Here is a 22,967-nt window from a genome sequence, read left to right on the forward strand (position 1 = left end):
TTACGTTTATGGTTCAAGCAGTCTTAAAATTAAATCATGTTACAAAACAATTCGGGAAAGATCACACCGCGGTGACCGCATTAAAGGATGCCAGCATGAGTGTTGAACCGGGCCAATTCATTTCGATCATCGGCCCGTCTGGCTCCGGAAAAAGCACGTTACTCACCATTGCCGCTGGCCTTCAGTTGCCAACGCACGGCCAGGTCTTTTTAAACGACACCGATCTAGCGACCCAATCGGAGAAGCAACGGCTTCAGTACCGGTTTGACCACGTCGGGTTTATTCTCCAAGGCTCAAACTTAATCCCATACCTTACCGTTGCCGAACAGTTTAAAGCACTCGATAAACTGGCACACCGGCCCTTCCAGTTAAGCCACATGCGTGACTTATTGGACCAACTGGGGCTTAAACGGTTAGAACGCGTTTATCCAAACGAACTGTCTGGTGGAGAACGCCAACGGGTGGCCATTGCCAAGGCCCTCTATCACCAGCCAGAACTCATCTTAGCGGATGAACCAACGGCTAGTTTGGACACCGCCCGGTCCTTTGATGTCGTTAAGCGGCTCATTGAGCAAGCTCACCAACGGCAGACGGCCATCATCATGGTTACCCACGATGAACGTCTCACTACCGAAAGTGACGCCGTTTATAAAATTCAGGACGGTCACCTGAGTTTAGTTCAGGCCGCCGACAAAACACCCTCATAATCAATAAATATGAACCCCCTGAACTCGGCAAATGCCAAGTTCAGGGGGTTATTTTTGTTCAAAATGAGCTTACTGAATAAGCGCAAGGTCGTCAATAAACCGTTGTTGTGCCGTGGTCGGCACAAAGCCCTTTCGGTAAGCTACCGAAATGTTAAAACGCATTGTCAACGGATCACTAATTTCTAAAGCCACCACGTCGTCACTTTCGAAAATGGCGTCGCCAACCAAAAGACTGACCGCTAAGCCTTCCGCCACTAGCCCTTTGATCAACGGGATGTCTGGTGATTTATAAATAACGTGTGGTTCAATGCCACTTGCGGCCGCGAATTTTTGAAGCGCCTCCGGGTGGATAAAATTATCCGTTAACGTCACAAAGTTTTCTTCGGCAAGCTCACTAAACGACACCGTTTTTTGCGTTGCTAAACGATGATTCCGACCCACAATCACCTTAAAGGGGCGCTGTGCGAGCAGTGTGGTGGTCAACGTTTGATTCTGTAAGGGGCGTACCGATCCTAACAGGGCAACATCAATCTCGCCGTCCTCTAACTCTTGCAAGAGTTTATCCGACCCTGCCTCACGGGTTCGCAAGTGTGACAGAATGTTGTCCGACAGTAGTCGCCCTGCCAACTTTGGAAAGTAAATCGTTCCAATGATTGGCGGGAGCCCAAAACGAATTGTGGTCGCCCGTGATTGTGCGATCTCTCGTTGTGCCAACGTCAGATTTTGGAGCATTATTTCAGCACGAGTTTGCAGGATCACCCCGGCCGTCGTTAGTTTGGCCAGCGCGTGGGTTCGATCGCGTTGCACTAACACGTCACCAAACTCCTTTTCCAGTCGTTTAATGGCCACCGTAATTGTTGGCTGGCTCACGTTGAATTGTGCTGCAACGGCAGAAAAGTTCTGTTGGTTGGCGACCGCCATAAAGTATTCCAGATCACGTGTATTCATATTCACTCTCCATATTTAAAATGGTTATATCAAAACGGACGTTTGACTATGATTATAACAGCGTTGTAGCCTATCCACATCAAGTAATTTTGGAGGAACTGTTTATGACACCAACAGAAATTTTAGAAGATCCCTTCTTAAATAAAGGCACTGCCTTTACGGCTGAGGAACGCCGCCAGTTTGGTTTACTCGGTTTGTTACCGCCCCAAGTGCAAAGCATTGAAAACCAGCTTGAACGTGTTTACGCACAGTTCCAGGCCAAGGCAACCATGTTGGATAAACGGTTGTACCTCATGACCCTCTTTAATGAAAACCGGATTTTGTTCTACAAGTTGTTTAGTCAGCACGTGGTTGAGTTCATGCCCATCGTCTATGATCCCACGATTGCAGACACCATCGAAAACTACAGTGAACTATTTTTAAGCTCCCAGTACGCCGCCTTTTTATCCATTGATGATCCCGGTAGCATGCGCCAAACGTTGCTCAACGTGGCCGGTGATCGTGACATTCAGCTCATCGTTGTGACTGATGGCGAAGGGATCTTGGGCATTGGTGATTGGGGCGTCCAGGGCGTTGACATTTCTGTCGGCAAACTCATGGTGTACACCGCTGCCGCTGGCATTGACCCCCACAAGGTCCTCCCCGTTGTCCTTGATACCGGAACCAACAATGCGGCCTTGCTTAACGATCCGTTATACCTTGGCAATCGTCATCATCGCATTGAGGGCACTGACTACGATCACTTTATCGACCAGTTCGTGACGACCGCCGAAGACCTCTTTCCCGGAATGTACCTTCACTTTGAAGACTTTGGTCGTAACAACGCCGCCAAGATCCTTAAAAAGTACCAGCAGAAGTACGTGACGTTTAATGATGACATTCAGGGAACCGGAATCATTACGTTAGCCGCCATTTTGGGTGCTCTCAACATTTCGAAACAGCGGTTAACGGACCAAACTTACTTAACGTTTGGCGCAGGATCGGCCGGTGCCGGCATTGCCAACCGCATCTTCGATGAAATGGTTGAACAGGGCCTCAGCGAGGATGAGGCGCGTCGCCACTTTTACATGGTCGACAAACAGGGCTTGTTGTTCGATGACATGACAGATCTGACACCGGAACAACGGCCATTTGCTCGCCAACGCAGTGAATTTGCTCATCCTGAGGCACTCACGAACTTGGCCGCCGTGGTCGACGCCATTCACCCCACCATTCTGGTCGGAACGTCCACCCAACCGGGGACGTTTACGGAAGCCATCATCAAAAACATGGCTGCTCACACGCCCCGCCCGATCATTTTCCCGTTGTCGAACCCAACCAAACTGGCTGAAGCATCCGCTAGCGACCTCATTAAATGGACGGCCGGACGCGGACTGATTGCAACTGGGATTCCAACCCCTGATGTTGTCTACGACGGGGTGACCTATCACATCGGCCAAGCCAACAACGCCCTCGTTTATCCGGGACTGGGCCTCGGCACGATTGCGTCATCGGCCCGGGTTCTAAACGATACGATGATCAGTAAGGCCGCCCACTCACTCGGTGGGCTCGTTGATCCAACCCAACCAGGGGCTGCCGTCTTGCCCCCTGTCGATAAACTCAGTGTCTTTTCCGAAACGGTGGCCGAGGCCGTGGCTCAAAGCGCCGTGGACCAGCACCTGAATCAGCGGCCCATTACTGACGTTAAGGAAGCAGTCCTTAAAACGAAGTGGACCCCTGCCTACCAACCCCTAACCATTAAATAGTTGCGGTAGCGCCTGCACACCACGAGGTCTGCTCAATTGAAAACGACTGATCCGCTGGTATGCCGGTGACCAGTCGTTTTTCTTCTGCCTGTTTATTTCCTAATCGAACCTGCCATCCAACACCTTTTTTTATTCGTCCTTTCCTTATTGCCGCGTGTCCCCTATACTAGGGATTAGTTATTAAAATCACAAAGTCAAAGAGAGGATTTTCCCATGACACAAAAAGTTGCCTTTATTACCGGTGCCGGCCAGGGAATCGGTGCCGCCATTGCCCGTCGTTTAGCTAATGATGGTTTTGCCGTTGCACTTGTTGGCCGGACAAAATCAAAAACTGACCACATTGCTGAAGAGATCATTGCAAATGGCGGAACAGCCATTTCCATCGCTGCCGATGTTGCTGACCGCGATGCTGTCTTTGCAGCCGTTGATAAAACAGTGGCCCAACTTGGCGACCTAAATGTTATGGTCAACAACGCCGGGGTTGCCCCAACCACACCCATTGACGACGTTACGCCTGAACAACTGGCCAATGTCACCATGATCAACACTGGTGGTGTTGTCTGGGGCACTCAGGCCGCACATGCTGCCATGAAGCGGTTAAATCACGGTGGTAAAATTATTAACGCAACGTCTCAAGCCGGTGAAGTCGGGAACCCTAACCTCACGGTGTACGGTTCCACGAAGTTTGCCATCCGCGGAATCACCCAAACAACCGCTAAGGAATTAGCTGACGAGAACATTACCGTTAACGCCTTTGCACCAGGAATCGTCCGGACACCAATGATGTTAGACATCGCCCATGAAGTGGGCCAAAACGCGGGTAAAGATGACGAATGGGGCATGCAAACATTCGCCAAGGACATCGCTTTGAAACGCCTTTCAGAACCCGAAGATGTCGCTAACGTGGTTGGTTTTCTTGCCAGCAGCGATTCTGACTACATCACTGGGCAAACGATTACGGTTGATGGCGGAATGGTTTTCCACTAAAATTATTGCGCTGTTTCCACTTTATTCCGTTTTATGTAGTTTATGATTGACTTCTCCACCACAGTCACTACACTTTAAGGTGAAGTGTAACGGAGGAAATGATGATGAATAAAGTGACCGTTTACCATGCCTTATGGTATCTTGCTGGGCTTTGTGTCACACTCGTGATGTTGGCGATGACACTTATCGGTGCTTTCATGATGTGGGCATCCCTTTTTGGGGGCTAATGACCCGTCTGAAACGCTAACGTGATTCAATAAACAAATTTTCCTTGAAACGATTGGTCACTTCTTAAGTGATCAATCGTTTTTCGACACACGGACTTTTGGGGTCGGCGCCGGTAACCTGGTGTCGGTCCCAAAAATCCATCATTTGACTGGGGGGGAACCACCTTTTATGCAACTTCATGACTCAGCGACGCTATTACTACTTAGCATGTGGCTCATTGCCATTATGTTTGCCGGCGGCTTTGCGCTTTCTTGGCACATTGAAAAACGGCGGCTCATCAACGGAATTTGGTTTAACATTGCCTTTTACACAGCCCTCGCAGCCCTTGGTGGAAGCATTTTACACCTCAACAATCACCTGTTGATCATCGCCTTTGGTGTGCCATTTATCATTGTTCTACTAACCATCATGGCGCTTTTTCTTGGTCAAAGTGTCTTACTTCTCTGGAACGCGGCCGTTGTCTGGCGCCGTGAAAGTCATTCTGTTGGGAACATGCTCACCCTCATCTTGGGACTTGGCATTTTATTGATTCCGCTGATCGACCGGTTGGCGGGTCACTTTCTGTCCCAACGATGGTTTAACTTTTTCGCCATGATTACCGATCTGGTCGTTTTTTACCTTTTATTTTGGTTCTACAACTACCTGACCGTCCTCGTCCTTTACCAATTTAACCGGCCCAAACTGAATCAACAATACGTCATCGTTCTTGGCAGCGGTCTGATCAATGGTGGCGACGTGCCCCCCTTGCTCGCACAGCGGATCGATCGTGGCATTCGTTTTTATCAGCGGCAGCGGGCCGCAACCGGCGTCGCCCCGATCCTCATTCTTTCGGGCGGTCAGGGTGGCAATGAGACGCGGCCAGAAGGTGTGGCCATGCGCGAATATGCAGTGGCACACGGCATTCCTGCCGACCATGCCCTGGCGGAAGACCGCTCATTAAATACCCTTCAAAACATGCTCTTTTCACGCAAATTAATGCACAACATTGGCGATCATCAACAGCCCAACACCATCTTTGTGACCAGTAATTACCACACGCTTCGTGCCGGCTTAATTGCTAAGCAAGCGGGCGTGAAGGCTGACGGCATTGGCTCGCATACCGCACGTTTCTTCCTTCCAAATGCCATCATCCGTGAATACATTGCGGTCTTCACCCGCCATAAGTGGGTGCACGCGATCCTTCTCGGCTCTGTCATTCTCGTAGCGGGGCTTGGATTGTTATTACCGGTCATGTTATAAAAAACGTTAAGCTGCACGGTTTGAATCCGCGCAGCTTAACGTTTTTTTGCTTCATTCTTTAAATTTAGTTTAGTTATTAGCCACCGGCTCATCCGGCCACCATTAGCGGCAACGCCAAACGATAGTCCCCATCCGCACACAACAATCACAAACATTCGCAAACCGAGTGCCGTGTGCCAGCCAAGCCGTGCGGTTCCCCACCACAACAAGTTTATCCAGAAGACATTACCCAAAAACGCGCGGTACGCGATCTGCGCCAAGCGGTGAATTTTGCCATTAAGCCAGCCACCATGCGCGATTAACCAGTTTCCCACAGCACTTAAGAGGCCAATCATGGTCACTGCATACAGTACGGTCGTTGGTTTTAGGTACGGCGCATTATCTAAATTAATGGGCACCCCGTAGCTTTTCAGTTCGACGTTCATACGCCACCATGTCAGACCGCTAACGATAATGAGCACCCACCACCAGCGAAGCAACCATTTTGAAACCAGTTCACGGTGGGACCATGCAAACAAGCCGAGTAACGCGTACGGAACAAAACTAATAAAGAGGCGATCCATCAGGTACCAGCTGGCCGCACGTGGCCCGTTAAACACTGAGACATCGTAGAGTGCGACCCACCAAACGTATACCGGGATCACCAGTAAGGCCGCAAACCCCCAGCGTTGCGGTCGGTGATCCAACCACTTGCCGACACCGAGCCATCCCGGCATGAGCAAAATAAACTGGAGCATCATGATGCTATACCACAGATGGGGTGCGGCATTGCCACTAATAAACTGCCAGTTAAAGCTCGCTAGATCATGATAATGATGGTGGACCTGTTCTCCCGGCATTAACAAGAGGTACACTGCCGTCCACCAAATGGTTGGCGCAATCAATTTCGTCCATTGGGTCTGGAGATACGGCAAGTAGTCACCACGAAATGTCGTTAACGTTGTCGTTTTTGACGTTGTGTACAGGATTCCAAAAATAAAGGCTGGCGCACTAAACTTCATCAGATCATTAAGGCCAATGACCCAGGTCTGCTGGGTTGCGGTTAGCGACTCATGAACAGCCAACCCTAGAACCGTTTGCACCATGACGGCCGTACAAGCAATCACTTTCAACACGTCGCCTAAATCCGCGTTACCATCAGTTTGTTGTTCATTCATCATTAACCTCCTCCTGCCACACGCGTGGTTAACCGGTCCCTGTCACCCAAACGTAACGTTTTATTAATCATTAGACCACTTGGATAACGCAGCCCCGTCATCACGGCGCTACTTCACGTTTCATCTTACTCGTTTAGTCGACCAATTGGCCAGGCCCCCTTGAAACCAAAAACAACTTTTTGTTATGTTGGAACCTAATTTATGTCACTTTGGTCCTCAGGAGGTTTTCATCATGATAAGCGAAACACCAACGACAGACCCGCAGGTTAATAAGGCCGTTAACCTCACTTTAAAGACGATCATGTCCTTTTTCGGCATCGCCATCCTCTCACTTGGCACAACGCTGCTTCGCGCTGGCCAAGTTGGCCTGGATCCGTTTACGGCGCTAAATACCGGTTTAGCCAATCACTTTGGTTGGAGCCTCGGCGCCTATCAGCTGACCGCTAACGCTGCCATTTTTGTGCTTGTTTTACTATTCGATCGGAAGAAAATTGGCGTTGGAACCATTTTAAACATGGTCCTTGTTGGTTATGAAATTCAGTGGTTTACGACATTGTACCAAACCTTTTTCCCACAACGTGTCACCCTCTTTACAATTTTAGCGAACGCCATTATCGGCTTGTTGCTTTTCACACTTGGCGCCTCGTTGTACATGTCCACAAACCTTGGCGTTGCCCCTTATGATGCGTTAGCACCGATTGCGTCTGACCGCTTTCACATTAATTACCGCGTGGCCCGCATTATCCAAGACGTTGTTTTTATGATCGCTGCCTTTTTTGCTGGTGGTCCCGTTGGCGTTGCGACCATTATTGTGGCCTTTTTCACCGGCCCACTCATCACCTACTGGAACGTCCATGTCAGTGATCACGCCATTAACAGCATTCAACGTTTTAGTACCGCGCCCTCAGTTCGGAGCATCGGCGTTGAGATTGCGGAACTCGGCAAAGTCAGCTACGGCTCCGTTACGCGGGCCTACACCATGACCGTTCACACGCAACAACACCTCTCAGGTTATTCAAACGCAGAACTAGCCGGTCGTTTAAACACCACGAAACAGAATTTGGACAACGCTAAAAAAATCTATGCCAACATGGACACCCAGTATGAAATGTTGAAGAGCGAAGTTCACCGCCGTCATCGGCTAAACGAAGATCATCCTGAATAATTGCAAGCAAAAATGACTGACTGCCACTTACTGGGCAATCAGTCATTTTGTTTAAAATCCCGGATTACCAAAGGTACTCAACGGGGTTCTTAATGTACTTATCATAAACGTCCCGGACGATGGCCATCTGATCGTCCGTTAGCGCCGGTGCATCCGCCGCACTGACGTTTCGATCAATCTGACTGGCCTTTGAGGCGCCAGGAATCACTGTCGACACCGCGTCAAACATCAGAATCCAGCGAAGCGCTACTTCTGCCAAGTTATCTGTTCCTAACCGTTCCTTCAGTTCATCAGCGGCCTTGACCCCAGTCTTGTAATCAACACCTGAGAAGGTTTCCCCTTTATCAAACGCAGCCCCGTCACGATTGTAAAAACGGTGATCGTTCATTCCGAACTGCGTGGTTGCCGTGTACTTCCCGGATAATAACCCGGATGCTAACGGAACCCGGGCCAAGATTCCCACGTTAGCTTCCTTTGCCATCTCAAGGAACCGGTTTGATGGCCGAAATCTAAACATGTTAAAAATGATCTCAACCGTTGAAATGTTGTAATCCAGGGCCTTGATGGCCTCTTCAACTTTTTCAACACTAACACCATAGTTTTGAATCTTTCCGGCTTGCTTCAACCGCTCCAATTCAAACCACACTTCGGGATCATAATAAACCGCCGTTGGTGGACAATGAAGCAACACGTTATCTAATGAATCCACCCCTAGATTCTGCAAAGATTCATCAATGAACTTATCAACATTCTCTTTCGTGTAGCCACGCGCAACGTGGGGATCGAGTTTCCGACCGATCTTTGTAGAAACGTGCACCTTACCAGCTTTCCCCTTTAAAAACGCACCAATTGCCTTTTCACTTGCGCCATCTTGATAGATGTCAGCCGTATCAAAAAAGTTGACCCCGGCGTCATATGCGGCATCAAGTGTTGCCCGTGCATCTTCCTCGTTAAACCGCGTCCCCCATTTCCCCCCTAGTTGCCACGTTCCCAGTGACACTTCGCTCACTTCAAAGCCTGTTTTACCTAACGTTCGGTATTCCACGTTACGGGCCCTCCCTTAAATCAGTTATTTTTTAACTCTAACACTTTCCAACTTTTTTTAAGTGATCCAGTTCTTATCAATTCAATAACATGTTCCCAGTTGGCACGACTTGGTGAGTGTCTTACAATAAACGTTAACGAGGGGGAATCATTCATGCGTAAAGCTATTGGTGCATTGGTCACCGTTGTTCTTGTTTTCATTATTGGTTTTATCAGCTGGCATACAAATGCTGCCAGTAAACCAAACAATGCCAACTATCACTACAGTCAAACGCCAACCCTTTTTCTTCACGGTTATGGTGGTGGTTCATCTTCAACAAAGGATATGATTAACGCGGCGCAATCAAGCGGCGCTGCAACCAAAGTTCTAACCGCAACCGTCAGCCACTCCGGCAACGTTTCCCTGAGCGGTCATTGGCAACGTGGAAAGGTCAATCCCATGGTTCAAGTCATTTTTAAAGACAACAAAAATGGCCATTTTTTTCAAAATGCAACCTGGTTAAAACGGGTGGTCACGGCACTTCAACGTCGCTATCATATCACCCAATTCAACGTGGTCGCCCACTCCATGGGCAACCTTGATCTCATGTACTATGAGGCGCGCTTCGGGCAAAAACGGACACTGCCACAACTTAACAAGTACGTTGCGTTAGCTGGTCACTTTGATGGTATCCTTGGCATGGACGATAAGGCCAATCAAAACCACCTGTTAAGTAATGGCCAGCCTACTCGCATGAACGACTCATACCGGTATTTATTAAAGCACCAAGCCAACTTTCCCAAAAATCAGATTAGCGTTCTTAACGTCTACGGCAACCTCAACGACGGGACGGCCTCCGACGGTCGAGTCAGCAACGTGTCCTCAAAATCATTAGCATACTTACTTGGTACCACGCCGCGGCACTACACCGCCAAAATGATTACCGGTAAGGGCGCCCAGCACAGTCGCCTTCATAACAACGCAGCAGTCAATAAGCTGATTATCGACTTTTTATGGGGTAAGTAATCTTATCCGTTAACGCCGTTTCGTTAACTGGTTAACGGAGTCTTCTGAATAACTGAATGGCCCATCTTTTATCAATCCCAACAATCCATTAACCGGTTAATTACTTTAAAGGATCTTATTATGATACTCACTGTAAACACAATGACCCCTGCTGGCTATCACCAAATTGAGCAGGCCATCATTGCCCTTGAATTAGATCGGCCACACAAAATCAAACAGCTCCAGGAGGCACGCGCCCTGGGCGACCTCTCCGAAAACGCTGAGTATAGCGCTGCTAAACGTGACCTTCGTCATCTTGAAAGCCGCCTGCGCTACCTCAATAAATTGCTTCAGTATGCCGAGGTGGTCACGCCAGAAACGACGGACCACGTGGAAGTGGGTTCTACCATCACGCTCACGTTTGATGATGATGACGCCCCCGACCGTTACCAAGTTGTCGGCAAGTTTGAAGCCGATTTAAACCAGAACAAACTTTCATTTGACTCCCCGCTTGGCCGGGCGGTCATGGATCATGTTATTGGTGATACGGTCAGCGTTGTCGCTCCAAACGGCACGTACCGCGTTACCCTGACGGCAATTGACAATTAGGCCACTGTCACCTCAGCTGATCTATCACTCAAGCACCATTAAAACGAAAACGCCTGATTCCCCACAAAGTTTGGGGCGTCAGGCGTTTTTTGTCGCTCATTTGTTCCTGTTTTCAAAAAAGTGTTGACGAATATAGTAAACACATTTAGAATACGTTTATCAATTGAGGTGATAAAATGTCAATCAATCAAACACTTGAAGAAATGGAACAGGGCTGGCACCGGGATGGTGACACCTACTACTGCAACTACTGCGAGACGGCATTTGTTGCTGACCAAGTTTATCAATTTGGCGATCAATTCTATGCGGCTGCCCCGGCCATTCGCCACCACATCACTGATGTGCACGGCGGTAACGCCCAGCAACTTATTCATGCTGACACTAAATACAACCAACTCACCAAAAAACAGCAGGAACTACTGGACGCCTTTGCCAACGGTGAAAAAGATGCCGCCGTTGCTAAAGCACTTGGTGTTTCTGCCTCGACCATCCGCCACCAAAAGTTTACGTTTCGGGAGAAGGCGAAGCAGGCACTTCAGTACCTCGCCATGTACCACAATGTTTTTGAGGTCCAACCAGATTCAGCAGACAGCCTCATCCCCACACCGGGACACGTTGCAAAACCTGATGATCGGTTTGCCATTACCAATGCAGAATGGCAAGCGACCGTTTCCGAGGCCTTTACTGAGCAAAACGGACACCTCACGCTGACAAAAATCCCGAAAAAGCAGAAACAAATCATCATCGTTTTAGACCGCATCACCCAAGACTTACCTACTGATCAACATTGGAATGAGCATGACATTACTGCCCACCTGAAGACCATCACCAGTGATCCCGTCACATTACGCCGCTACCTTATCGATTACGGGTTCCTTAGCCGGACCCGTGACGGCGCCGACTACTGGGTCACTTCACCACGCAAACAATAAAGGATAATCAAAATGACTTACCAACCAATTTCACATAACCAACACTTTTCCCAAACGGATGGTCGCGCCACAGAGGCGACCACAATTCACCACGCAAGCTATGGCGACGCGCTCGGTGCCCGGCCCACAACTGGGGAACTCATGGTTCAACTGGACGATGATCCAGCTAAAACGGTCCCCGCAACCCGCATTTTAGACCTGGCGCTATTAATTCTAAGCACCAACGCTTACTTTTCAGAGGCCGCCTACAAACTACCGGCACTTTACGATCCGGACCACCCGGAAATTGCCCGCCATGCATTACAAGGCACCAGTTTCCCAATCACCGTTGCCACAGACAACGACACCTTGGCCCACGACATTCAATTTTTCTATAACCAACTTCAAGCTGATGGCGAACTCTACGGTGAACGTTACCGTCTGTTGCGCGACGAGCTTGCAAAGTTGGGGTACTAGCAAGAAGGAGTAACCCCATTATGACTGCACCATTAACCAAACAACGAACCACCTATACCCCGGCCGAACGGGCCATGATTTGGCATAAACCGACGACACACGTTACGAGTGCTCAGGAACGCCGTATCGTGGCAACCGTCAGCGCCACCTGGGACCAACCAGAATTACGCATTATCAACCTTCTCCTTGAAGGGGACGCAGGCTCCGGGAAGACCCAGCTCGCGAAAGCCCTCTCTGCTGACTTTCAGCTTCCCTACACAAAGATTACCTGTTTTGCCGACATGGACAAAACTGATGTCCTTGGCGCGCTGCTTCCCGTTTTGGATGGTGACACCGCCATTCAAGAAATCTTCGAACGAGCAACGACCCGAACGGATCTTCTCGACCAATTGGGTGAGCACTTGGGGTTAACGCCCGCTGCCACCCAGCAGTACCTTGATCAGTATGAACAACAGCACCAGACCGTTCATTACCAATTTTATCCGTCTGAGATCGTTCGCGCAGTTCAACACGGTTATCTGCTAGAAATTCAGGAACCAACCGTCATTCGTGATGCGTCTGTCCTGGTCGCCTTAAACGCTGTCCTAGAGCCAAACGGCACACTTGAAACCTTGCAGGGACAGATTCCCCGTCATCCTGACACCGTGGTCGTTTTGACAACTAACCGGCACTACCAAGGGAATCGGCCACTAAACGAATCGCTCCGTGACCGGATGCAGTATTCTGAAAAAATGGATTTACCCACCATTCCGGTCATGGTTGCCCGTGCCCAAGCCAAAACAACGGCAACCACCACAGCTGCCCTGACCATCATGGCGGAAATCATTCGATTGTTGGATGAAACAGCGACCGCTAACGGGATTCGCGGTGTCGCCGGCATGCGGAGTTACCTGTACTGGGCCGCCAGCGCGTCGTTCACTGATCTGCTCACCGGTTTTGACCAACTCGTCCTCTATAAAATCACCACGGATGAAACAGAACTGGCGTTGTTGCATGATGCATTGGCCGCAAGTGGTCTCTGGACTGACTTGCAGGCCATCGTTCACCCAACCGCGGCCACAGGACCATCAACACCCCAAACGGTCACGGACAAGCAGCCCTTGACTCAGGCTCCCACCGCATCTTCCGCAACAACTGCGCCAGCGTCTTCGGCGAGGCACCGCTAGCCACCAGGCGGCCGCAAGTTCTGCTGCTTCGCCAGCAGTGTCTGCACAGGCCACACGTCCTAGTCAAGCCGAACAAGTAACCACGGCAGCGCCACAATCCCGCGATGCCAGTCTCACCGTTGACAGTCGTCATGGTCGGGCCCAAACGCGCGCCAGTTTTCACGCCGGAATAACGCTTCACCGGCCACACCTTGATGCAAATGCCGCCAAGTCACAACGACACGAGCTTAACCTTACGGCCAGAGCCAGCCTTCGTCACACCATGCACGCGCATGAGGGCCTCATCGTCCATACACCGGACATTACGGACGCCAGCATGAAAACGGCGCACGCTTTGCTAGCCGATAATCAGCAAATCATGACCCAACTTGTTCGTCAGATGCAGGGCATTTTACAACATCAGCGTGCGACAACCGTCGCTCACGGGAAGCCATTCGGACAAACGTTTGACGCGACGCGCACCGTGAATCAAGATTTTCGCTACTTCACCAAAAAACGGCCCCCAAACGAAGCGCCCACCCTGGCGATTGCGGTTCGGTTAGATCAATCCGCTTCAATGGTCGATGATGACCGGATTGCTCATGAGCAGGCCGCCATCTTTACCCTCACCGCCTTTTGTCGGGCATTGGACATTCCACTTGCTATCAGCGGTGACACGGCAGACATCAGCGCCCGTGAGGCCACCTCAATCTACACCTATAAGACGTTTGCTGATGATTACGACACCGCGTTATTACGATTAGCGGACCTCAAAGCGTTTAATAATAATCGTGATGGTAGCGCCCTTCGCATCCTCTTAGATCAGCTAGCCGACCGACCGGAACAAACCAAATTATTACTCAACCTCAGTGATGGCCAGCCCCGGGCGTTACCAAATTATACCGGCGCACTCGCAAAAGCCGACCTACAGGACGTGGTTAAACTCGCCACCAGTCGTGGTTGTACATTACTTTCTGCGGCCCTGGGCGATGATGCTGCCACCCTTAAGGAAATTTACGGTGCTGACCACTTCCTGGACTTCACTGACCTTCACAAGTTACCAACCAATCTCGTGCACACCGTCATGCGCTTTATTTAAGGAGCCATTATGAATCCACAACGAAAACAACAATTACTCGATGAATACGCCCAGATCAAGGTCTACTACGGCGTCATCCAAATTAAAAATAAGCAAAACGGGAAGATTTACATTGCCGCTGTCCCTAACCTCAAGAATCGCTGGTCATTTTATCAGCAGAACCTGGATAACGGGAGCTTTCCTGTTCACCAGCTTCAGGCCGACTGGAAAACGTTTGGTCGGGAGAACTTTGAATTTACGGAACTGTATCGAAAAGACGCTGCGGATGTTTTAAACCTACGGCAAACCCTCAAGGACCTCCGTGAAGAATGGCTCGCAAAGCTTCAACCATTCGGCGACCGCGGCTATAATTAACGGCCGTTAGCACCTGCGCATCTTTAAAGGCATTGAGGTGTTTTTGGCCAAAGATGAAAAACCATGATTTCTATTTTAGTGTTCAAAATGAAACGCTAACCAGAGAATCTTTAAGCAAAATCTAGCGACTTAGATTTGTTATTTCCACAAAATGTCGTTATAATATTTTGTGTAAGGTAGTTGTTGTACATTTCGATCACCAAACACTCGCGTCTGCCGGCACGAGTGTTTTTTTGTACATAAAAACGCCTCTTGCTGCCGGGCAAGAGGCGCTTACAGTTGGCTTCATTAAGAAGCACTAACTGTGAACAAGCTCAAAACAACGATAACCGTTAAAGCTACAATCATGATGAACTTGTAAGGTAGCTGTTTTCTTTCGTACATTTCGATCACCACCAATTTGGGTGAGCAAAGTTTGGGATAAGATCGGAATTTGTCGATCAACTTGTCCTAACCAAAGTGATGTAAGCTAACGGAAAATTCACAACATTGTAAAAATAAGAACACCCCTGAAGCAAAATAAAACGCCCCATAATCATTAGACGTGTATGCCTAACAATTATGGGGCGTTTCATTATTTCACTTAGAACCGTGCTCGGCCAAGTGCATGTTGCGCTGCTAAGTTCAGGAGGCTCCATTGACGATCAAATCCTGGCTGGAAGAAGAAATCAGCACTTTCTAAATCTTCCAGTGTTAGCTTTTGTGCCACGGCTAACGCTAAAACATTGCCCTGCGCCGTAATGTCGTAGTCAGACAGGACTGCACCACCCAACAACTGGTGTGTCATTGGATCAAACGTCAGACTCACGTGAACCGTTGTGTTCCCAGCACGTTCAGGAACGTACGTTGGCCTCAACGTGTCCTCGTAGTCACTCGTTGCCACGGTAATGCCTGCGCGACCTGCCGTAAACGTGTTCAAACCAGCAGCCGCAAAGTGCAGGTCAAAGACACTGAGCGCTGAGGCACCAACAACACCCTTGAATGGAACGGCTGGTGTGGTTTCAAATAAATGGTTGACCAGATATTGTGCCTCACGCCGGGCTGTCGTTGCCAGCGCAATTGGCATTGGTTTTCCTGCTGGAATGGATAACGGCAGCACTGCATCCCCAATGGCATAAACGTCAGGTAAGTTTGTCTTAAAGTATTCATCAACATCAATGAACCCGCGGTCCGTCAGGTTAACGGTCCCCGCTAACCACCCTGTGTTTGGCTTAACACCAGCAGCACAGATGACTAAATCAGCAGGATAACTTGCGGTCGACGTCTTCACAGCAGTGACGCTATTTGTCCCTTCAAAGGCGTCAATGTGGGCACCCATGGCTAATGTAATGCCTTCAGCCGTCAACTTATCGGTCACAACATCCGTCAGCGCCTCGTTCAGGTAATTCCCCAGTGGCCGATCGATTATGTCCAACAGCGTAACGTGCTTGCCCGCTTTGGCGAATACTTCGGTGGCTTCGATTCCGATGTAACCAGCGCCAATCACCGCCACATTCTTAATGGCATCATCTGAAAGGGCCGCCTTAATCTTGCTAGCCCAGTCATAACCACGCATTAAGTAAATGTTTGAAAGGTCATGACCCGGAACCGGTAGAACAGTCGGTGTGACCCCTGAGCTTAAAATTAATTTATCATAGGCCACTGTTTCCGTTTCACCAGACACAACGTTCTTTACCGCAACCGTCTTGTCGTCTGCGTTAATGGCCGTTACCTCGTGGTTATTGAAAACATGGCCGCCCTTATTTTCGATCTCTTCTGGCCGAAAGTTCCGGACATCATCTTGGCCCGTGACCTGATCCTCTAAAAACAATTCCATCCCACATGACATGAATGAAACAAAGTCACCGGCTTCATAAATTGTGACATCAACATCACGATATTTATCTAGTAACTCAATTGCTGATTCATGACCACCATGTGATGCACCTACAATAACAACTTTTGTCTTTTCCATGACCAATAAGCCTCCTGTGTTATGTTTCGGTTTAGAATAGTTCTAATCATCTTTACCCTTTAACCATAAAACTAACACAACTAAGTTGCAAGCAATCTTTTCTAAAATATAGTTTACGCCGCTGATTAAGCCCCGCATTGAGCGCTTTTTGATCACCAGATTTTTTAAACGTTGTTCCCCCTTGACCAGTTAAAAATTCAACCATTTGCCGATTAACCTTTTATTTCTCCTAAAAGGGACGGTTCACTTGATAAGCTCACCATAAAACATGGTATACTCAATGACACTAAAATCTTATTTAACGAGGACATTGTTTACATGAAGGAACAGGTTACAAATTCTGATGCAAAACCCGGACCCAATCCGGTATTTACTCAACCAGAAGCCACGCTTCTCACCACGTTTGCCAGTGATTCAACCACTGGTTTAACCGAAAATGACGCCGCTACCCGGTTAGCCAAGAACGGTCCGAATGAACTGACTGCCCAAGTAACTCCCAAGTGGGTGATTTTTCTCCGGCAGTTTAACAACGTGATCATCTACATCCTGTTGTTTGCGGCGGCCTTTACGTTGCTCATTCGCCACTATTCCGACGCTGTGGTTATTGGCCTTGTCGTGATCATTAACGCCCTGATTGGTTACTTCCAGGAGGTCAATGCCAGTAACGCGCTTGATAAAATCAAGTCCATGCTGTCCACAGAGGCAACCGTCATTCGAGATGGCCAGCGAACCGACATCTCAGCCACCGGCCTTGTTGTCGGCGACATCGTGTACCTTGAAGCAGGTGATAACGTCCCAGCTGATTTACGGATTCTCGATGCAGATAATCTTCGAATTCAGGAAGCCGCCCTCACTGGTGAGCCAGATTCGGTACTCAAAACGTTCGCACCATTAGCTGATCCCCTGACGCCACTTGCCGACAGAACGAACATGGCTTATGCCAGTACTGCCGTGACTAACGGGAGTGCAACGGGCATCGTGGTGGCAACGGGACATACAACTGAGCTTGGCCAAATTGCCACTGACGTTTCTGATGCCAAACAAACAAAGACACCTTTGATGAAGGAACTGGATCACCTTGGTACATGGATCTCCTACTTCATTATCGCGGTTGCCATCGCTCTGTTTGTATTTGGTTGGGTGCAACATCTCTATGCGTTGCCAACATTAGCACTGGCTGTGATTACCATGATTGTTGGGTCCTTACCAGAAGGACTCCCCGCCTCCACATCCGTCATCTTGGCGATGGGGGTCAACAAAATGGCGAAAAATCACGCCATTGTCAAAACCTTACCTTCCGTTGAAACACTTGGTGCAGTCGACATCATCGCCACCGATAAAACGGGAACATTAACTAAAAATGAAATGACCGCTCAAGACATTTTTACAGCCGATCATCACTATCAGGTCACCGGGACTGGTTACCAACCTACCGGGATCATTAAAGAACACGATTCATCAGTCGACGTCCAAAGTGATCCCATTCTTCGTCAATTACTCATCAGTGGTTTTGAAGCCAACGACACCATGTTGCAGGAAGAAGCTGGTCAATGGGTACTTAACGGGGAGCCAACGGACGGTGCGTTCCTAACGCTTTACCACAAGGGGCTCGGCATGACGCCACCAGCATATGAAGAGCTGGACCGAATTCCGTTTGACTCTGATTACCGGTACATTGCCCGCCTAGATGTCACTGAAACAGGCGCTCATGAGGTCTTCATCAAGGGGGCTCCAGACAAGCTATATGACATGGCGCTGGCAAAGGACCCGACGTTTAACGTTGATCACTGGAATGATGTGATTCATTCATTGACCACCGAAGGAAAACGGGTCGTTGCCGTTGGTCGTCAGCTTGTTGACGATAACGTCACCGAAGTCACTCACACTACTCTGGCTGCTGGTATCGACTTTCTCGGGGTGGTCGGGATTATTGACCCGCCTCGTGAGGAAGTCATCGACGCCCTAAAAGAAATGCGCACAGCTGGCGTGAAGGTCAAAATGATCACCGGTGATCATCCTGACACTGCTGCCGCCATCGGTCGCCAACTCGGCCTTGCTGACGACATCCACACCATCACCGGTGCGGAATTAGATCAGTTATCGCCTGAAGAATTGAAGGCGACGATTGGTCGTTATGATGTCTTTGCTCGGACCACTCCCAGCAACAAATTAGCGATCATCAACGCCTATCAAGAAAATGGCAAGGTGACCGCCATGACCGGTGACGGGGTTAACGATGCACCCGCATTAAAACAAGCGGATATCGGTGTTGCCATGGGAATCAAGGGCACCGATGTCGCGAAGGATGCCGCCGACATGATCTTGGTTGATGATAACTTTACGACCATGACCAAGGCGATCCGTGAGGGCCGTCGGTTGTACGACAACATTAAAAAGACGATTGCTTTTCTGTTGCCGACCAGTTTTGCTGAAGGGCTGATCGTTGCCTTTAGTATCTTGATGCAACAACAGCTACCATTAGTACCCACCCAGTTATTGTGGATCAACATGGTCTCTGCCGTCACGATTCAGTTTGCGTTCATTTTCGAACCAGAAGAGACCGGGATCATGCACCGACCGCCACGAAAGGCCGGGACAGCGTTGATGAATCGCCACGATGTGTTCCAGATGATGTACGTTTCTGTTTTAATCGCCGCCATGGGGTTATGGTGCTTTGATTGGCTGACCAACAGTGGGGTTAGCCATGTAATTGCCAGCACCATCACGGTCAACGTCATCATCATGGGGAAAATCTTCTACCTGTTTAACATTCGGACGCCCCACCTCGCCTTGTCGCGCAATTTGTGGAGCAACCCGATGGCCTTTGTTGTCATTGGCCTTCTGCTGGTTCTTCAAGCGGCCCAAGCCTACATCCCATTCATGCAGGACGTCTTCCAAACGGGCCCGATGTCCTGGGCTCAGTGGGGCATTGCAATTCTTGCCGGCTTGGTTACCCTCATTGTGACCGAAGCAGATAAGGGGCTCCGACTGCTTCACGCACGGAAGCAACATCGCTCACGCTTGTAATTCTCAGATGGAAAACAGATTCACGTTCCACCATTTAGAATAACCATTAATGCAAACCGGCTGGTTCCCTAAAAATTGGGACCCAGCCGGTTTTGTTTTCACAGTATAGCCAGATCAAACTCGCAGACCAACTTCACGTTAGATTTATGCAGAAGGCCTACCGCGAACATCCGTTCTAATGTAAAATAAAGTGTTGAACTAAAACATAAAGGATAAACTCATGAAAAAACGATCACGCACACAACATAAATTCTTCACCCTGTTAACCACCCTCATCATTGTTCTGGGCGGTTATTATCTTCACGCTCATCCCCAGACGCTCACACCGTTGGTTCACGCAACGGGCGTGAAATCGGTCACGCACAAAATCACCAACTCGGCGGCTAAGCTTACTAAGGCAACGCCAGCCGCCACTGCAAAGGGCGCCAAAGTTCCCCAGGACGCAACTGACAGTCAGCTGTTAGCGCTCACCTTTGATGCAAAAAAATACCCCGAAAATTATGCCAACTTGGGAAAAGCGACCCTCACAAAACTGCAAATTAAGGATGCCGTTAACCATAGTAACGGGAACGCTTGGTACAGTGTTGATCCTCTCGACAGCCTCGGCCGGAGTGGCGCCGGTCAAGCGCTCGTTACCTATGATTCTGTTAACGCAACTTCTAAAATGAAACGGCCGCCATTTGCCGAAAGTGCCGATCCTTCCGGCTACAAGGGCAACAACCGGATCGCTCAACTGACCGACTACCGTGGCTACTTCTACAACCGGTCCCACACCCTCGCTTGGTCATTGGTGGGAAACCTCGGTGGCGGTGCAACATCTAGTAATGCCATCATGCAACGGGCAAACTTAATAACGGGCACCCGGGCCCAAAACGTCGGGACTAACGGGCGGAGCACCAGCACAGCCGGCGGGATGGCCTACGCAGAAACTGCGATTCGAACCTTTGTCCGGAATCGCCCCAACATCCCCGTTTATTACGTTGTTACGCCGCTTTATCAAGGATCAGAACTGGTTCCCCGCGGCACTCACGTCCAGGCCATTAGTGCAACGGATGACGGCGCTGGTCTTAACATTAACGTTTACGTTTTCAACAACCAAGCCGGGGCAACCATTAATTATGCCACTGGGAGTTGGACAACCGGTTCATAACCACGCTCATTCGTTAGAATCCTTTCCGGAGGCTCCACCACATGGAAAAATTAAAAACACGCCTCGACTCGTTCAGTGATGACATCATCTCAATCATCATTACGATCATGGTTCTAAACATTCACTCAGTTGTTTCCGATAATTCGGCGGCCTACCTCGTCCTTGGCAAAGAAATCGGGATCTACCTCATCAGTTTCTTTTACATTGCAAACATGTGGTACCAACACGCAACTGTTTTCAATGAGATTAAAACGATGACTTACCGAATCTTGATCTTAGATTTTCTCTTTTTAGCGTCACTTTCATTAATTCCACTCCTCACCGGCATGATGGCGGGCCACACAACACGCATCACGGTAATGGCTTACGGCGTCCTTTCGTTTATCGTCGGCGCGTTTTTCCGCTACCTTAGTCGGGCAATCGTCCACTTTCGATACACGGATAAAACGGATATGGCCAAGGTCTACGTCAAAATTTACGGCTACAATAACCGTATTTTAAACGGTCTCAGTGTTGTCACCATTATTCTGGCCTACTTTAAGCCTGCGTGGGCGATCATTCTTTACCTCATCTACCCAATCTGGAATTTTCTCAGTAACAGTAGTGACCGTCAGGAAATGTACGATGTTGAACAGCTCACAGAAGCACAACGGGCAGAGTTTCTTGATTTTTCTACGGCTGATCGGAAAGCCTTCCGTGAACAACATGATAAAATCGCTGCGCTGGCCCAGTCGAACATCGCGGCGACTCCTGTCGAAACTGCGGCGCCAGCAACACCTGAGTCAGCTCCCGTTAAAACGGCGGCCCCCCAAACACAGGAACAAGCATCCCACGGCGATCGTCAACGTCATTGGCAGCAGTGGCTAGATCAAAATATCGATCCGGAAATGCAACAGAAAATCAAGCACGGGTACCGGCCCACCGAGGAACAGCGCAAACAGTGGGCAAAATGGTTTAAAGAGCAACGGCACCAACGCCACAATGATCAGCAACATCACTCAAACTAGCAAAAAACCACTTTTCCTAAGGGAAAAGTGGTTTTTTGTTTGAATCGATTTTACAGTGTGACGCTTAATCATTGATCTTCAGCGTTTGAATAACCGCCGCCGCTTCAGTAAAGAGGTCGCTAATGATCTCCGCCACGGGCCGTTCTTCCGTCACCATACCGGCAATTTCACCCGCCATCACGGAGCCATGCGCCACGTCACCCTCAAACACGGCCTTCGATAAGGACCCTAACGCCAACGTTTCTAATTGTTCCCGTGAGGCCCCCGCATTTTCTAATTCTAAGTATTTTTCCGTCAGTGGATTTTTAATCGCCCGAACTGGTGCTCCAAAGCGTTGCCCCGTTACCGTGGTGGCTGTATCATCTGCCGCCAAGACAGCCTGTTTAAACGTTTCTGGGATGGGTGTTTCGTTTGCGGCTAAAAAGCGTGTTCCCAGCTGAACCCCTTGCGCACCAAGTGCATAGGCCGCCGCGATTCCCCGACCATCAGCAATCCCGCCGGCAGCAATAACCGGAATATCAACGGCTGAGGCCACCTGAGGAACCAGTGCCATCGTTGTCGTTGCACCAATGTGACCACCAGATTCCATACCTTCTGCGACGACAGCAACGGCACCAAGTTCCGCCATCTTTTGAGCAATTTTGACAGATGGGATCACCGGAATCACCTTTATCCCCGCAGCGGTTAGCGCCGGCATGTACGGCTTAGGCGTTCCTGCCCCCGTCATAACGATTGGAACCCGTTCTTCAATGATAACGTCAACCATATCTGGAATATTATCCATCATCAGCATCAAATTGACCGCAAACGGTTTACTCGTCCCCATTTGAATCAGCCGAATTTCATTGCGTAATTCCTCTTTATTAAAGCCCGCAGACGTTAAAACGCCTAAGCCACCGCCATTTGAAACGGCGATCACCAATTCATGTCGTGAAATTCGTGCCATTGATCCCTGAATGAGTGGATATTTTGTTCCCAGAATATCTGTCAGCGCTGTCATTTCTTATTCCTCACTTTTCAATCGGTCGT

General features: G+C 49.3%; 20 protein-coding genes. 15 read left to right on the top strand and 5 right to left on the bottom strand.

Features of this window, described 5'->3' with window-relative positions:
- Positions 1–8: 8 nt before the first annotated feature.
- Positions 9–707 (top strand): ABC transporter ATP-binding protein, encoded by a 699-nt coding sequence (locus tag ACRYI5_RS06335; RefSeq protein ID WP_448224669.1) that lies wholly within the window; start codon positions 9–11, stop codon positions 705–707.
- Between the two features lie 69 nt (positions 708–776).
- Here the strand turns inward: ACRYI5_RS06335 and ACRYI5_RS06340 are convergent, their stop codons facing one another.
- The gene (locus tag ACRYI5_RS06340) at positions 777–1,655 is read right to left on the bottom strand and encodes a LysR family transcriptional regulator (protein ID WP_448224670.1); all 879 of its coding nucleotides are present in this window, start codon (positions 1,653–1,655) and stop codon (positions 777–779) included.
- A 104-nt stretch (positions 1,656–1,759) separates the two neighbouring features.
- Here ACRYI5_RS06340 and ACRYI5_RS06345 point away from each other — a divergent pair, with 104 nt between their 5' ends.
- The 3 genes from ACRYI5_RS06345 to ACRYI5_RS06355 all read left to right on the top strand — a co-directional run bounded on the left by ACRYI5_RS06345 (position 1,760) and on the right by ACRYI5_RS06355 (position 5,854).
- Positions 1,760–3,400 (top strand): malolactic enzyme, encoded by a 1,641-nt coding sequence (locus ACRYI5_RS06345; RefSeq protein WP_448224671.1) that lies wholly within the window; start codon positions 1,760–1,762, stop codon positions 3,398–3,400.
- A 213-nt stretch (positions 3,401–3,613) separates the two neighbouring features.
- Entirely contained in the window at positions 3,614–4,387 is a 774-nt protein-coding gene (locus ACRYI5_RS06350) for a (S)-acetoin forming diacetyl reductase (RefSeq protein WP_448224672.1), read from the top strand.
- 396 nt (positions 4,388–4,783) lie between these two features.
- Complete coding sequence (locus ACRYI5_RS06355) at positions 4,784–5,854, top strand: YdcF family protein (protein ID WP_448224673.1); 1,071 nt, start codon at positions 4,784–4,786, stop codon at positions 5,852–5,854.
- 35 nt (positions 5,855–5,889) lie between these two features.
- Here ACRYI5_RS06355 and ACRYI5_RS06360 read toward each other — a convergent pair whose 3' ends face one another.
- The gene (locus ACRYI5_RS06360; protein WP_448224674.1) at positions 5,890–7,014 is read right to left on the bottom strand and encodes an acyltransferase family protein; all 1,125 of its coding nucleotides are present in this window, start codon (positions 7,012–7,014) and stop codon (positions 5,890–5,892) included.
- 229 nt (positions 7,015–7,243) lie between these two features.
- Between ACRYI5_RS06360 and ACRYI5_RS06365 the strand changes: the two genes are divergently transcribed.
- Entirely contained in the window at positions 7,244–8,176 is a 933-nt protein-coding gene (locus tag ACRYI5_RS06365; protein ID WP_448224675.1) for a YczE/YyaS/YitT family protein, read from the top strand.
- A 64-nt stretch (positions 8,177–8,240) separates the two neighbouring features.
- On the opposite strand, the gene ACRYI5_RS06370 is transcribed toward ACRYI5_RS06365, so the two are convergent.
- On the bottom strand, positions 8,241–9,221 hold the full coding sequence (locus tag ACRYI5_RS06370; protein WP_448224676.1) for an aldo/keto reductase: 981 nt from the start codon (positions 9,219–9,221) through the stop codon (positions 8,241–8,243).
- 153 nt (positions 9,222–9,374) lie between these two features.
- On the opposite strand from ACRYI5_RS06370, the gene ACRYI5_RS06375 reads away from it, so the two are divergent.
- The 7 genes from ACRYI5_RS06375 (at position 9,375) to ACRYI5_RS06405 (ending at position 14,800) form a co-directional block, all read left to right on the top strand.
- On the top strand, positions 9,375–10,226 hold the full coding sequence (locus tag ACRYI5_RS06375; RefSeq protein ID WP_448224677.1) for an alpha/beta hydrolase: 852 nt from the start codon (positions 9,375–9,377) through the stop codon (positions 10,224–10,226).
- A 120-nt stretch (positions 10,227–10,346) separates the two neighbouring features.
- The gene (gene greA, locus ACRYI5_RS06380; RefSeq protein ID WP_448224678.1) at positions 10,347–10,814 is read left to right on the top strand and encodes a transcription elongation factor GreA; all 468 of its coding nucleotides are present in this window, start codon (positions 10,347–10,349) and stop codon (positions 10,812–10,814) included.
- Positions 10,815–10,990: 176 nt separating this feature from the next.
- Positions 10,991–11,746 (top strand): DUF2087 domain-containing protein, encoded by a 756-nt coding sequence (locus tag ACRYI5_RS06385; protein ID WP_407880371.1) that lies wholly within the window; start codon positions 10,991–10,993, stop codon positions 11,744–11,746.
- Positions 11,747–11,758: 12 nt separating this feature from the next.
- The gene (locus tag ACRYI5_RS06390) at positions 11,759–12,202 is read left to right on the top strand and encodes a DUF6530 family protein (RefSeq protein ID WP_448224679.1); all 444 of its coding nucleotides are present in this window, start codon (positions 11,759–11,761) and stop codon (positions 12,200–12,202) included.
- 20 nt (positions 12,203–12,222) lie between these two features.
- A complete protein-coding gene (locus tag ACRYI5_RS06395; protein WP_448224680.1) occupies positions 12,223–13,368 on the top strand; it encodes an AAA family ATPase in 1,146 nt (381 codons plus the stop codon).
- A gap of 37 nt (positions 13,369–13,405) precedes the next feature.
- The gene (locus ACRYI5_RS06400; protein ID WP_448224681.1) at positions 13,406–14,446 is read left to right on the top strand and encodes a hypothetical protein; all 1,041 of its coding nucleotides are present in this window, start codon (positions 13,406–13,408) and stop codon (positions 14,444–14,446) included.
- Between the two features lie 9 nt (positions 14,447–14,455).
- The gene (locus ACRYI5_RS06405) at positions 14,456–14,800 is read left to right on the top strand and encodes a GIY-YIG nuclease family protein (protein WP_407880378.1); all 345 of its coding nucleotides are present in this window, start codon (positions 14,456–14,458) and stop codon (positions 14,798–14,800) included.
- Between the two features lie 583 nt (positions 14,801–15,383).
- Here the strand turns inward: ACRYI5_RS06405 and ACRYI5_RS06410 are convergent.
- Positions 15,384–16,754 (bottom strand): FAD-dependent oxidoreductase, encoded by a 1,371-nt coding sequence (locus tag ACRYI5_RS06410; RefSeq protein WP_407881492.1) that lies wholly within the window; start codon positions 16,752–16,754, stop codon positions 15,384–15,386.
- A gap of 318 nt (positions 16,755–17,072) precedes the next feature.
- On the opposite strand from ACRYI5_RS06410, the gene ACRYI5_RS06415 reads away from it, so the two are divergent.
- The 3 genes from ACRYI5_RS06415 to ACRYI5_RS06425 all read left to right on the top strand — a co-directional run bounded on the left by ACRYI5_RS06415 (position 17,073) and on the right by ACRYI5_RS06425 (position 21,938).
- Positions 17,073–19,781, top strand: a complete 2,709-nt coding sequence (locus ACRYI5_RS06415) for an HAD-IC family P-type ATPase (protein ID WP_448224682.1) — start codon at positions 17,073–17,075, stop codon at positions 19,779–19,781.
- A gap of 220 nt (positions 19,782–20,001) precedes the next feature.
- On the top strand, positions 20,002–20,931 hold the full coding sequence (locus ACRYI5_RS06420) for a DNA/RNA non-specific endonuclease (protein ID WP_448224683.1): 930 nt from the start codon (positions 20,002–20,004) through the stop codon (positions 20,929–20,931).
- A 41-nt stretch (positions 20,932–20,972) separates the two neighbouring features.
- Positions 20,973–21,938 carry a TMEM175 family protein gene (locus tag ACRYI5_RS06425; RefSeq protein WP_448224684.1) on the top strand — a complete coding sequence of 322 codons (966 nt, stop codon included), beginning with the start codon at positions 20,973–20,975 and terminating at the stop codon, positions 21,936–21,938.
- Positions 21,939–22,002: 64 nt separating this feature from the next.
- Here the strand turns inward: ACRYI5_RS06425 and ACRYI5_RS06430 are convergent, their stop codons facing one another.
- Positions 22,003–22,938: a nitronate monooxygenase gene (locus ACRYI5_RS06430; RefSeq protein ID WP_448224685.1), complete on the bottom strand. Its 936-nt coding sequence runs from the start codon at positions 22,936–22,938 to the stop codon at positions 22,003–22,005.
- Positions 22,939–22,967 lie beyond the last annotated feature (29 nt).

The sequence above is a fragment of the Furfurilactobacillus sp. WILCCON 0119 genome, assembly GCF_053471565.1.

Coding starts and splice junctions, on each gene's coding strand:
- ACRYI5_RS06335 (WP_448224669.1), top strand. CDS start 9: ATGGTTCAAGCAGTCTTAAAATTAAATCATGTTACAAAACAATTCGGG.
- ACRYI5_RS06340 (WP_448224670.1), bottom strand. CDS start 1,655: ATGAATACACGTGATCTGGAATACTTTATGGCGGTCGCCAACCAACAG.
- ACRYI5_RS06345 (WP_448224671.1), top strand. CDS start 1,760: ATGACACCAACAGAAATTTTAGAAGATCCCTTCTTAAATAAAGGCACT.
- ACRYI5_RS06350 (WP_448224672.1), top strand. CDS start 3,614: ATGACACAAAAAGTTGCCTTTATTACCGGTGCCGGCCAGGGAATCGGT.
- ACRYI5_RS06355 (WP_448224673.1), top strand. CDS start 4,784: ATGCAACTTCATGACTCAGCGACGCTATTACTACTTAGCATGTGGCTC.
- ACRYI5_RS06360 (WP_448224674.1), bottom strand. CDS start 7,014: ATGATGAATGAACAACAAACTGATGGTAACGCGGATTTAGGCGACGTG.
- ACRYI5_RS06365 (WP_448224675.1), top strand. CDS start 7,244: ATGATAAGCGAAACACCAACGACAGACCCGCAGGTTAATAAGGCCGTT.
- ACRYI5_RS06375 (WP_448224677.1), top strand. CDS start 9,375: ATGCGTAAAGCTATTGGTGCATTGGTCACCGTTGTTCTTGTTTTCATT.
- greA (WP_448224678.1), top strand. CDS start 10,347: ATGATACTCACTGTAAACACAATGACCCCTGCTGGCTATCACCAAATT.
- ACRYI5_RS06385 (WP_407880371.1), top strand. CDS start 10,991: ATGTCAATCAATCAAACACTTGAAGAAATGGAACAGGGCTGGCACCGG.
- ACRYI5_RS06390 (WP_448224679.1), top strand. CDS start 11,759: ATGACTTACCAACCAATTTCACATAACCAACACTTTTCCCAAACGGAT.
- ACRYI5_RS06395 (WP_448224680.1), top strand. CDS start 12,223: ATGACTGCACCATTAACCAAACAACGAACCACCTATACCCCGGCCGAA.
- ACRYI5_RS06405 (WP_407880378.1), top strand. CDS start 14,456: ATGAATCCACAACGAAAACAACAATTACTCGATGAATACGCCCAGATC.
- ACRYI5_RS06410 (WP_407881492.1), bottom strand. CDS start 16,754: ATGGAAAAGACAAAAGTTGTTATTGTAGGTGCATCACATGGTGGTCAT.
- ACRYI5_RS06415 (WP_448224682.1), top strand. CDS start 17,073: ATGAAGGAACAGGTTACAAATTCTGATGCAAAACCCGGACCCAATCCG.
- ACRYI5_RS06420 (WP_448224683.1), top strand. CDS start 20,002: ATGAAAAAACGATCACGCACACAACATAAATTCTTCACCCTGTTAACC.
- ACRYI5_RS06425 (WP_448224684.1), top strand. CDS start 20,973: ATGGAAAAATTAAAAACACGCCTCGACTCGTTCAGTGATGACATCATC.
- ACRYI5_RS06430 (WP_448224685.1), bottom strand. CDS start 22,938: ATGACAGCGCTGACAGATATTCTGGGAACAAAATATCCACTCATTCAG.